General features: G+C 59.7%; 6 protein-coding genes. All 6 read left to right on the plus strand.

Features of this window, described 5'->3' with window-relative positions; all coding sequences use genetic code 11:
• Positions 1-38 precede the first annotated feature (38 nt).
• The 6 genes from N1078_RS16410 (at position 39) to N1078_RS16435 (ending at position 12,596) form a co-directional block, all read left to right on the plus strand.
• On the plus strand, positions 39-575 hold the full coding sequence (locus tag N1078_RS16410) for a chemotaxis protein CheW (RefSeq protein WP_274089224.1): 537 nt from the start codon (positions 39-41) through the stop codon (positions 573-575).
• Positions 576-659: 84 nt separating this feature from the next.
• Positions 660-2,705 carry a methyl-accepting chemotaxis protein gene (locus N1078_RS16415; protein ID WP_274089225.1) on the plus strand — a complete coding sequence of 682 codons (2,046 nt, stop codon included), beginning with the start codon at positions 660-662 and terminating at the stop codon, positions 2,703-2,705.
• Between the two features lie 69 nt (positions 2,706-2,774).
• Positions 2,775-3,632: a protein-glutamate O-methyltransferase gene (locus N1078_RS16420; RefSeq protein ID WP_274089226.1), complete on the plus strand. Its 858-nt coding sequence runs from the start codon at positions 2,775-2,777 to the stop codon at positions 3,630-3,632.
• Positions 3,633-3,824: 192 nt separating this feature from the next.
• A complete protein-coding gene (locus N1078_RS16425) occupies positions 3,825-11,078 on the plus strand; it encodes an Hpt domain-containing protein (protein WP_274089229.1) in 7,254 nt (2,417 codons plus the stop codon).
• Entirely contained in the window at positions 11,075-12,094 is a 1,020-nt protein-coding gene (locus N1078_RS16430) for a chemotaxis protein CheB (protein WP_274089227.1), read from the plus strand. The genes N1078_RS16425 and N1078_RS16430 overlap by 4 nt, the downstream gene beginning before the upstream one ends.
• Before the next feature lie 31 nt (positions 12,095-12,125).
• On the plus strand, positions 12,126-12,596 hold the full coding sequence (locus tag N1078_RS16435) for a chemotaxis protein CheW (RefSeq protein WP_274089228.1): 471 nt from the start codon (positions 12,126-12,128) through the stop codon (positions 12,594-12,596).
• The last annotated feature ends 117 nt before the right edge of the window (positions 12,597-12,713 follow it).

Genomic DNA, 12,713 nt, shown 5'->3' on the forward strand with positions numbered 1-12,713 from the left:
TCAGTCGGCAATTAAAAAACAATAAGGCCGCAGCTGGCATGTCGGACGCGCAAACACCTTTTCAAACCCTTCTGGATATCGACGCGCTTTGTCGTTCGCTGGCGGCTGGCTTGCCTTCGCAGCAAGCGGTCGTGCAAACCTGGAGCGGTATCGGTTTTCGCATGGGCGAGCGCTTTTTTGTTGCGCCCATGGGTGAGGTCGGCGAGGTTCTGCATGAGCCGCGTCACACCCTGTTGCCCGGCGTGAAAAGCTGGGTGAAGGGCGTAGCCAACGTGCGCGGACGCTTGCTGCCGGTCATGGATCTGTGCGGTTTCTTCGGCAATGAGTTGTCGCCGCTGCGCAAAAAACGCCGAGTGTTAGTCGTCGATCACCAAGAGGTCTTTGCGGGTCTTACGGTCGATGAAGTGTTTGGCATGCAGCATTTTCCAGTGGACACCTTCTCCGAGCAGCTGCCGCCGCTCGAGGCGTCCATCACACCTTTTATCCACGGAGTATTTCAACGTGAACAGCCCTGGCTGGTGTTCAGCCCACACGCGCTGGCCCAGAACGCGGGTTTTCTCGACGTGGCGTATTAACAGTTTATCGGTGGGGTCGGCATTGCCGGCCTTTTGGCGTTACATGGGAACCGTAGTGCGGTCGGTCCAGGCGGGGGCCAGTAAATGAAAAAACTAAATGCAGGTAATTTGTTAGCAGGTGCGCGCAGTAGCACATTGATCGCAGGGCTGTTTATTGTCCTGATCGTGTCGATCGTGTTGTTGTTCGCCAACTTCGCCTACATCAACACCCAATCCAACTACGACACGGAATACATCGGCCACGCCGGTGAGCTGCGCGTACTGTCCCAGCGTATTGCCAAGAACTCCTCTGAAGCTGCCGCCGGTACGCCAGAAGCGTTCGGTTTGCTGCGTGACGCACGTAACGACTTTCAGGCGCGTTGGGGCTATCTGACTGACGGTAACGAAGAGACCGGTCTGCCAGCTGCTCCAGAGGCCCTGCAGCCGCAGATGACTGCGGTGCAGCAGGACTGGGATACGCTGCGGCAAAACACCGACGCCATTCTGGCCAACGAACAGACTGTTCTGTCGTTGCACCAGGTAGCCGCCACGCTCGCTGAAACTATTCCGCAGCTGCAGGTCGAGTACGAAGAAGTGGTCGACATTCTGCTGGAAAGCGGCGCGCCAGCGGCTCAGGTCTCGGTTGCTCAGCGTCAATCCTTGCTGGCAGAACGTATCCTCGGTTCGGTCAACAAGGTACTGGCCGGTGACCAAGACTCGGTACAAGCCGCTGACATGTTCGGTCGTGACGCCAGTCTGTTCGGTCGTGTGTTGAGCGCGATGCTTGAAGGCAACGCGGCCATGGAAATTACCCAAGTGGGTGACGCGGAGGCTCTTGAGCGTCTCGCAGAAATTTCCGAGCTGTTTGAGTTCGTTTCTGGCTCGGTGGACGAGATTCTCGAAACCTCGCCTGAGCTGTTCCAGGTACGTGAGTCGGCTAACGTGATCTTCAGCGTTTCGCAGACCCTGTTGGACAAAGCGTCTGAATTGGCTGTCGGTTTTGAAGCGCAGTCCAGTGGCCGCGCGATCAACACCCTGATCGGTTATGTGCTGGGTGCTTTGGCACTGGCTTCGATCATCCTGATCGGTCTGGTGATGGTGCGCGAAACCAACAGTCGCTTGGCCTCCACCGCCGAGAAGAACGAGCGTAACCAAACCGCAATTTTGCGCCTGCTCGACGAAATTGCCGACCTCGCCGATGGTGACTTGACCGTAGCCGCGACGGTAACCGAAGACTTCACCGGTGCCATTGCTGACTCCATCAACTACTCCATCGACCAGCTGCGTGATCTGGTAGCCACGATCAACCTGACCGCCGTTCAGGTAGCCGGTGCGGCCCAGGAAACCCAGGCCACGGCGATGCACCTGGCCGAGGCTTCCGAGCACCAGGCCCAGGAAATTGCCGGTGCTTCTGCGGCGATTAACGAAATGGCCGTGTCGATTGACCAGGTATCGGCGAACGCCTCGGAGTCCTCCGCGGTAGCGGAACGTTCCGTAGCCATCGCCAACAAAGGCAACGAAGTGGTGCACAACACCATCACCGGCATGGATAACATCCGTGAACAGATCCAGGACACCTCGAAGCGTATTAAACGCCTCGGTGAATCGTCCCAGGAGATCGGTGACATCGTTAGCCTGATTAACGACATTGCTGACCAGACCAACATCCTCGCACTGAACGCTGCGATTCAGGCCTCCATGGCCGGTGACGCCGGTCGAGGCTTCGCCGTGGTAGCGGACGAAGTACAACGCCTTGCAGAACGTTCCTCGGCGGCGACCAAGCAGATCGAGGCACTGGTTAAGACGATTCAGACCGACACCAACGAAGCCGTTATCTCGATGGAACAAACGACTTCCGAAGTGGTGCGCGGTGCGCGTCTGGCGCAGGACGCCGGGGTTGCACTGGAAGAGATCGAGAAGGTATCCAAGACCCTCGCGGCCTTGATTCAGAACATCTCCAACGCGGCACGCCAGCAGGCCTCTTCGGCAGGCCACATTTCCAACACGATGAACGTGATCCAAGAGATCACCTCGCAAACCTCCTCCGGTACCACTGCCACCGCCAAGAGCATTGGTAACTTGGCCAAGATGGCCAGTGAGATGCGTAAGTCGGTATCCGGTTTTACCTTGCCGGGTGGTGAACAGGCTTAATTGGTTGCTGTGCAACAGGCTGGAAAGCCTGTTGCACAGCGGGCTATGGCCGTAAGCGAGGGGCACGACATGCAGTCAGGCGTTTGGGCCTTGCAGCCTCTGGCAGACATGACAGCCACGGAGTTTCGTGACTGGCAGGTGCTGCTTGAGGAACGTACTGGGGTCGTTCTCAATGAGCGGCGGCAGGCGTTTTTGCAAACCAATCTGAGTGCGCGAATGCGTGAGCTGGGCGTGACGGATTACGCCACGTACTACCAGCAGGTCACCGATGGTCCCCGCGGTGCGGTGGAGTGGTCGACCCTGCTGGATCGGCTGACTGTGCAGGAAACCCGTTTCTTTCGTCATCGCCCGTCCTTTGAAGTGCTCGAAAGCTATTTGCGCGAGCGTTTACAGCAGGGCATGACGCAGCCATGGGAGCTGTGGAGCGTGGGATGCGCCAGTGGTGAAGAGCCTTATTCACTGGCCATCAGCGCTGCCGAGGTTCTGCGTGAAAGTGAACATCCGGATCATTTCGGGGTAACAGGCACCGATATCAGCCTGAATGCGCTGAATAAGGCGCGCGATGGCCAATACGGCGCGCGCCGTCTGGAACAGTTGGATGCTGACCTGTGCCAGCGCTACTTCCTGGCCCAGGATGATGGACGTTTTAAAGTGCTGCCTAACCTGGCCGCACGCGTGTGTTGCGCCCGGCTCAATGTATTGGAGCTGGCCAAGGCGCCTATGTCCGGAATGGACGTTATTTTTTGTCAGAACTTGTTGATCTATTTTCGTCGCTGGCGTCGCCGCGAGATCCTTAACCGCCTGGCCGAGCGCCTGGCGCCCGGAGGGCTGCTGGTGGTCGGAGTAGGTGAAGTAGCAGGTTGGCAGCATCCGGAGTTGATTCCGGTGGCCGACGAGCGAGTGCTGGCGTTTACCCGCAAGGGATAACAGGCTGTTGATAAACGTAAGCGAGGCAGCCAGTGCAAGGCAAAAGCAGGCGAGAACGCGACTGGGGTCGCATTCGACTTTACGAGCTGTAAATGAGCAGTTCGAGCCTGCTTTTAACGCAGCAATGGCAACGCAGGTAGTTTTTCAGCAGCTTGATAAGGCAGAAGAGCCAAGTATATGAGTGGAGTGGCTATGGGTGATCGGCACGATTATGTCGCCCTGGAATGGGTTAAAGGCGAGATCGCGGAAACCCTGAAACAGGCGCGTCAGGCGCTGGAGGCGTTCGTTGAGAACCCCCAGGACGCTACGCGCATGCGTTTCTGCCAGACCTATGTGCATCAGGTGCTGGGCACCTTGCAGATGGTCGAGTTTTTCGGCGCGGCGCTGCTCGCTGAGGAAATGGAACAGCTGGCTGGTGCGCTGATTGAAGGACGGGTGAGTAACCAGGGCGAAGCCTTGGAAGTGCTGATGCAGTCGATTCTGCAGCTGCCGGTGTACCTCGACCGTATCCAGACTGCCCGCCGCGACCTGCCGATGGTCGTGCTGCCGTTACTCAATGACCTGCGCGCTGCCCGCGGGGAAAAACTGCTCTCGGAGACCAGCCTGTTTGCCCCGGATATGTCCGGACGCAATGCGGCGCTGTCCAATGATTCGATCGCACAGCTAAGCACCGCCGAGTTACCAGGGCTGTTACGTAAGCTGCGGCAGATGCTGCAGATGGCCTTGGTGGGGGTGATCCGCAATCAGGACTTACCGACCAACCTAGGTTACATGGCACGGGTGTTCGCCCGCCTGGAAAACCTGTGCAAAGACTCGCCTCTTGGCCCGCTGTGGCAGATCGCCTCGGGCGTGGTCGAAGGCCTGGCCAACGGCAGCGTAGCCAATGGATCTTCTGTGCGTACCTTGTTGCGCCAGGTGGATAAAGAACTCAAGCGTCTGCTTGAGCAGGGGGCTGAAGGTCTGAATCAGCCGGCGCCTGATGAGCTGAGTAAGAACCTGCTGTTCTACGTGGCGAAATCCACGGCTCAATCACCGCGCGTACGTGGCCTTAAAGACCAATACCGCCTCGACGATGCACTGCCGGACAACGATGTTGTCGATGAAGAGCGTGCACGCCTGGCCGGTCCCGACCGCGACGCTATGCGTTCGGTGGTGGCCGCGCTCTGTGAAGAGTTGGTCCGCGTTAAAGACAGCCTCGATCTATTCGTACGCAGCGACCGCACTCAGGTGGCTGACCTGGAGGCGCTGGCCGCACCGCTCAAGCAAATTGCCGATACCCTTGCGGTTTTGGGCTTTAGCCAGCCGCGTAAAGTAATTGTCGACCAACTCGATGTGATCAACGGCTTGGCCAAAGGCCAGGGCGAGCCCAGCGATGCGGTGCTGATGGATGTCGCCGGTGCGCTGTTGTATGTCGAGGCCACTCTGGCTGGCATGGTTGGCCCCGCACAGGACGGCGGCCGTGAAGAAAGCCACCTGCCGACTACCGATGTGGCGCAGATTCACCAGCTGGTAATCAAAGAAGCGCGCACCGGCCTGGAGCAGGCCAAAGACGCGATTATCGAATTTATCGCCTCGCAGTGGAACCATGAACACTTGGCCCGCGTGCCCGAGCTACTGACTCAGGTGCGTGGCGGTCTGGCCATGATTCCGCTGCAGCGCGCCGCCGATCTGCTGAATGCCTGTAATCGCTATATCCAAGAACAATTGTTGGCGCGCAAGGCCGTGCCCAACTGGCAAAACCTCGATACCTTGGCGGACGCCATCACCAGTGTTGAGTACTACCTCGAACGCCTGGCTGAAGACCATGCCAGCCAGGGCGATCTGATCCTTGATGTGGCCGAGGAAAGCCTCGACAGCCTGGGCTATCCGCTTAAAGAAAAGCCGTCGATTCTTGACCGCATCGACACGCCTGCAGAAACCTTCGCGCCATTGGCTGATCCGCTGCTCGATATGGAGGTGTTGTGTGACGAGCCCGAGCCCGAAGTCAGTCCGCCGGCGCTTGACGATGAACCGCTGAGCCTGGATTTGACGGATGACTTCAGTGCCGAGTTTGCGGATTTAGATTCTACCGCCCTGGATGCGCCGTCGGCTGAGCTTGAGCTGATCGACTTCAGTAGTGATCTGAGTGACGCCGAGCTATTGCCACAGGCGGAAACCGAGGAAGAGCCGTCATTACCCAGCGAAGAGTTGTCGCTCGACAGCTTTGAGCTGGATGACAGCGATAGCCCAGCCAATTGGGGTGAAGACGAGCTGGCCGCGCTGGAGTTACCTGAAGTTGACCTGCCGAGCGCCCCGCCAAGCGAGGAGTCGGCGCCGCCTGTTGCTGAAAAAGCGCTGTCGATGGCCGATGTCATGGCCGCTCCCGTGCAGGCGATCAACCCACCCGCGCACGATGTACCGCCAAGCCTGCTCCCGCCGCCGGCCGATGAAGAACCGATTGATGAAGAGCTTATGGAAGTCTTTATCGAAGAGGTAGGCGAAGTGCTGGAAACCATCGCGGAGTATTTTCCGCAGTGGTGCGCGGACACCGATAACAAAGATGCCCTGAGCGAAATTCGCCGCGCCTTCCACACCCTCAAGGGCAGTGGTCGCATGGTCCGCGCGTTGGTGATCGGTGAGTTGGGCTGGTCGATTGAGAACCTGCTCAACCGCGTGCTCGACCGCAGCATTCAGCCGGGTACCGAAGTGCAGCAGGTGATTGCCGATGTGGTCGCCCTGATGCCGGCCTTGGTCGATGAGTTTGCCAGTAAGGCACAACGTCAGCGTGACGATGTCGACCATTTGGCCGCCACGGCCCATGCCTTGGCCAAAGGCCGAAGTCTCCCAAAACCTCAAGCCCCGGTTGAGCAGGTAGCTGAGCCCGAGGGTCTGCCTAGCGCTACCGACGAGAGCGGCGCAGACGCTGAAGGTCTGGACCCGCAGTTGCTGGAAATTTTCCGCAATGAAGCGGAGATGCACCTCGATACTCTGGTTGGCTTCCTGGCTGACTGTGCTCAGGAGCTGCCGCAGCCTGTAACCGACGACTTGCAGCGGGCCTTGCACACCCTCAAAGGCAGTGCTTCGATGGCTGGCATTCTGCCGGTGGCTGAGATTGCTTCGCCGCTAGAGAAGCTGGTTAAGGAATTCAAAGCCAACCTGATCCCCATGGACCTGGCCGAAGCTGAGTTGTTGAGCAGCGCAGAGAAGCTCTTCCGCCTCGGGCTTGAGCAGCTGGAAAGCCAACCGCTGGGCGTATTGCCGGGTGCTGCCGAATTCCTTGAGCGCGTGCAGAAGCTGCACAATGAGCGCCTCGAACAGGCGGAAAACAGCCGGCAGAGCGAGCAGAGTGGGGAAAAGCGCGACCCGCAGATGATCAGCATCTTCCTCGCCGAAGGCATGGATATCCTGCTGGATGCCGAAGACCTGCTGCGCCAGTGGCGTGAGCATCCGTCCGAACGCCAGGAACTCAGCTCACTGTTGGATGAGTTGACTACCTTGGGCCGCGGCGCCGAAATGGCCGATCTGTCGCAGATAGACGAGCTCTGCGAAGCCTTGCTCGACCTTTATGGCGCCGTGGAAGAAGGTCGCCTGGCTGTCAGCGAGCGCTTCTTCAGCGAAGCTGAGCAAGCTCACGAAGCCTTGATCGGCATGATGGATCAGGTGGCTGCGGGCTTGCAGGTAAGCGCTGCTCCTGAGCGCGTGCAAGCCCTGCGTGATTTGATGATGGAGGCGCTGGATCCTAATACCCTGGCGCTGTTGTCCAACAACGGTGCTGCCGGTATCGAGATTGTTGAACTGACAGACGCCACTGCTGCGTTGGCAGAACTCAGCCTGGGCGAGCCGGATGAAGTGATTGAGCCGTTACCGCTCGACGCGCTGCCAGTCGACGCGCTGCTTGAGTCTGTTGAGCCTGTTAGCGAGCCGCTGGCTGAACAGCCGACTGCTTCGCTGTACGAATCGCTCGACGAAGAAATGGTGTCGATCTTCCTCGAAGAAGCCGTGGATATTCTGGACAGTGCCGGCCAGGCGCTGGAGCGCTGGTTGGCAGACCCAGACAACAAAGCCGCACTGTCATCCCTGCAGCGTGATCTGCACACCCTCAAAGGTGGTGCGCGCATGGCCGAAATTCGTCCGATTGGCGATCTCGCCCATGAACTCGAATCGCTGTACGAAGGCCTGGTGGATCGCCGTTACAGCGCCTCCCCGGCGTTGGCGAGTCTCCTGCAGCAAAGCCATGACAGCTTGGCGCAATTGCTCGAGCAGTTGCAGGCCCGCGCGGCGATGCCTTCCCCGGTGGCGTTGATTGAGGCCATTCGCAGCTTCCGCCAGAGCGGTGGGCAAAACTTGCCGGTCAGCCCCACGATGCCCGAAGCCGAAGCCGAAGCCGAAGCCGTGCCTGTGATCGAGTTGTCAGATCTGTTAGAGGCTGAGCCCGAAGCCGATGAAGGAATCGACTTCGGTATTCTCGCGGATGAGCCGCAAGACGCGCTGGACAGCGAGCCATTAGCGTCCGAGTCGCTAGACATCGAGGTGACCGAGCTGCCTGTCGTCGAGTTCGACGATCCCGAATTGCTCGATCCCGAGCCTGAAACGGACGCGGTTGAACTTGCGCATATTGCGCCCGCGCAGCTCGATGCCGCGCCGGCCCCCGCGGTCATTGAGGACGAACGCGATCCAGAGTTGGTGGAGATCTTCCTTGAGGAAGGTTTCGACATCATCGACAGCGCCGGTGCGGCATTGCAGCGCTGGATGGACGACGTCAACAACAGCCTTGAACTGGAATCGTTGCAGCGTGATCTGCACACCCTCAAGGGTGGTGCGCGCATGGCTGAAATCCGTGAAATCGGTGACTTGGCCCACGAGCTGGAATTCCTCTATGAAGGCCTTGGCGATGGCCGTTTGCGCGCCAGTCAAGAGTTGTTCAGCCTGCTACAGGCCTGTCACGACAGCCTGGCGGAGATGCTCGAAGCTGTGCGCGGCAAGCACAGCGTGCCAAGTGGTGAGGTGCTGATCGACACCATCAAGCGCTTTCGCGCCAACCCGGATGAGCAGCTGAGTATGCCGTCTGCGGTTGCGCTTAAAGCCGCCGAAGATCAGCCCGATGAAGGTGAGTCGGACATCCTCGACATCTTCCTTGAGGAAGCGGATGACCTGCTGGAAGCCATGGAAGTTTCGATTGGCCGCTGGGAAGCTGATCGTGAAGACGCCAGCGCCATCGATGATATGTTGCGCACCCTGCACACCCTCAAAGGCGGTGCACGCCTAGCCGGGCAAAAGCGTTTGGGCGACCTTAGCCACAACCTCGAACAGCATCTAACCGAAGCACAGGTTCAGGGTGCACCTTGGCCGCAGAGCCTGTTTGTCGATGTGCAGTCGGGCTTCGAAGGGTTGCAGCAGGAACTCGAGGTTCTGCGCCAACGCTTGAATGACAGCCTGCTTGACGACGCCGCCGGTGCACACACGCCTGCGCCAGCAGCTCGCCTGCCGGAGTTGAGCACACCGATTGTGGCGGCCAGTGCGCTGCCTGCGCAGGAACTGGTGGCCAAGGTGCTGCCATTCGTGCGCCGCGCACAAGAAGCCGCGCAGGAAGCGGCGTCGCGCCGTGCGCCGCAGGAGCTGGTCAAGGTACCCGCCGAACTGCTTGAAGGCCTGGTTAACCTGGCCGGTGAAACATCGATTTTCCGTGGCCGAGTCGAGCAGCAGGTCAGTGACTTCGGTTTCACCCTGAGTGAAATGGAAGCCACCATTGACCGGGTACGCGACCAGCTGCGCCGCCTCGATACTGAAACCCAAGCGCAGATCCTCAGCCGTATCGAGGCTGAAGCCGAGCGTATGGGCTATGAAGATTTCGATCCGCTGGAAATGGACCGTCACTCGCAGCTGCAGCAGTTGTCGCGCGCCCTGTTTGAGTCGGCTTCCGACTTGCTTGACCTGAAAGAAACCCTGGCGGCGCGTAACCGCGATGCGGAAACCCTGTTGCTGCAGCAAGCGCGGGTCAACTCGGAGCTGCAGGAAGGCCTGATGCGCACGCGCATGGTGCCGTTCGACCGTCTGGTGCCGCGTCTGCGCCGTATCGTGCGGCAGATTTCCGGTGAGCTGGGTAAGCAGGTCGAGTTTGTTGTTGGCAACGCCGATGGCGAGATGGACCGTACCGTGCTCGAACGTATCGTCGCGCCGTTGGAGCACATGCTGCGTAACGCCGTTGACCACGGCATCGAAGCCGCCAACGTGCGTCGTGCTGCCGGCAAACCAGAGCAGGGCACCATTCGCTTGGCACTGGGTCGTGAGGGCGGCGATATCGTTCTGACCCTGGCCGATGACGGTGGTGGTATACGTCTGGAGGCAGTCAAGCGTAAGGCCATCGAGCGTGGTTTGATGGACGCCGACTCGGATCTGACCGACTACGAAGTGCTTCAGTTTATCCTCGAGGCCGGTTTCTCCACCGCCGAGAAGGTTACGCAGATTTCCGGGCGTGGCGTTGGAATGGATGTGGTGCACTCGGAAGTGAAGCAGCTCGGTGGCTCGATGAGCATCGAGTCGCTGCCGGGCACCGGCACCACCTTTACCATTCGCCTGCCGTTCACCGTGTCGGTTAACCGCGCGCTGATGGTGTTGTCCGGTGAAGACCTGTACGCCATTCCGTTGAACACCATTGAAGGTATCGTGCGGGTTTCGCCCTACGAGCTGGAAGCTTATTACGCCCCCGATGCATCGCGCTTCGAGTATGCCGGGCAGAGCTATGAACTGCGCTACCTGGGCGACCTGCTCAACAACGGGCAGCAGCCCAAACTAGTTGGCCAGAGCTTACCGTTGCCGGTGATTCTGGTGCGCTCCAAGGAGCACGCGGTGGCGGTACAGGTTGACTCCCTGGCCGGTTCCCGCGAGATCGTGGTGAAGAGCCTTGGCCCGCAGTTTGCCGGTGTGCACGGGATCTCCGGTGCAACCATTCTCGGTGACGGCCGCGTGGTGGTGATTCTTGACCTGCTGGCGACCATCCGTGTGCTGCACGCGCATCTACTTAACCAGTTGCAGCCACGCCAGCTCAGGCAATCAGCCAGCGCCGCCGAGATTGAAGCGGATCGGCCGACGCTGGTCATGGTGGTCGATGACTCGGTCACCGTGCGCAAGGTCACCAGCCGTCTGCTTGAGCGCAACGGCATGAACGTGCTGACCGCGAAAGACGGTGTCGATGCCATCTCGCAGCTGCAGGAGCGCAAGCCCGATATCATGCTGCTGGATATTGAAATGCCGCGCATGGATGGCTTCGAAGTGGCGACCCTGGTGCGCCATGACGAAGGCCTGAAAGACCTGCCGATCATCATGATTACCTCGCGTACCGGTGAGAAGCACCGTGAGCGGGCCATGAGCCTCGGCGTCAACGAATACCTGGGTAAGCCTTACCAAGAGTCCTTGTTGCTTGAAACCATTCAGCAGCTGGTGGGCCGTCAGCCGGTAAACCGCACATGACCGATAAAACTGCAGCCCGCATCGCGGTGATTGCTGACACCTCATTGCAGCGCCATGTGCTGCAGCAAGCGCTGACGGGTAGCGGCTATCAGGTGGTGATGAACAGCGATCCGGCGCGTCTCGATCAGGCCACCCTGAGTGCGTGCGAGACTGATCTATGGCTGGTCGATCTGGCGCAGTCGGATGATTCGCCGCTGATCGATAACCTGATGGAAAATGCCGTAGTCCCCGTGCTGTTTGGCGAAGGCCATGCGCCTGAGCGTCATTCGGAAAACTATCCACGCTGGGAGCGGCGGCTGTTCGGCAAGCTGAAGAAGCTGGTGGGCGACCCGTCGCAAGCCGTTGGTCCTAGCTTGGAAGCCTTGCTGGCCGAAGCGCAGCGGCCGTCGCGTCTGGATTTACCGGCTGTACTGGCGGACACCCCGCTGGTCGCCGGCGAACCGGCGCGTCAGGTTTGGTTACTGGCCGCTTCCTTGGGTGGCCCTGCGGCGGTAAAGGCCTTTCTCGATGCCTTGCCAGGCGGTTTGCCGATAGGCTTCGTCTACGCCCAACATATTGCTGCCAGTTTTGAGAGTTCGCTACCGCAGGCTGTGGGCCGCCACAGTCAATGGCACGTTAACCCGGCCCGCCACGGCGATGCCGTGCGCTGCGGTGAAGTGGTGGTGGTGCCGATCAGCCATGAGTTGGGCTTCAACGATCAAGGCCAGATGCAGATAGCCGAACGCGGCTGGCCGGAACCCTACAGCCCGTCGATCGACCAGATGATGCTTAACCTGGCCCAGCATTTCGCTGCGCTGAGCGGTGTGATTGCCTTCAGCGGGATGGGCAGTGATGGAAGTGCGGCGGCGGCTTATGTGCGTCGTCAGGGTGGCTTGATCTGGACCCAGCGGGCCGACAGCTGCGCATGCCCGAGCATGCCCGACAGTCTGCGCGAAGGCGGTTACAGCAGCTTTAGCGGTGACCCGCGCGAGTTGGCCGGCGCCTTGGTCAACCACTTGGCCGAGCAGTGCCGTTAATCCGGGGCCGTGCCCTGTACAGGATAAATTTATGAGCCAAGCTGTCGCCACGCAAAACAGCGTCACTAGCCTGACCGGCCTGCTGATGCCGTTGACTGATCGCACTCTGCTGCTGCCCAACGTGGCGGTCGCCGAACTAATTCCTTACCGCGCGCCGCAGGTCAGCGAAGGGTTGCCCAGCTGGTTTCTCGGGCAGATTGCCTGGCGTGATCTACGCCTGCCGCTGTTGTCGTTCGAGGCCGCGTCGGATGGCCAGGCGACTGTTAGCTCGGGCTCGCGGGTGGCGGTGATCAATGCCTTGGGCGGTCGCCCGGCGGTCAAGTTTATTGCCGTACTGGTGCAAGGTATTCCTCGCTCGATCAAGGTCGGTGCCGAGCTGGTACGTGCTGATGTCACGTTGTCGCCACTGGAGTTGGACGCGGTGCAGTTCGGTGACACGGTGCTCAAGATTCCCGACCTGCTTGGGCTGGAACAGAAGCTGGCTGACGCTGGATTGATCTGACCGTTAAAAACCGAAAAGCCCGCATCTGCGGGCTTTTTTATGGTGCGCCAGGCATGGCGCGTAGCGCCGTGACTGGCGCTGTCGGGTTCACTGTGGTGGTGAGCCTGGCGACTTGGA

The organism is Pseudomonas sp. MIL19, assembly GCF_028680365.1.
In the GTDB taxonomy this organism is placed as follows: Bacteria; Pseudomonadota; Gammaproteobacteria; order Pseudomonadales; family Pseudomonadaceae; genus Aquipseudomonas; species Aquipseudomonas spirodelae.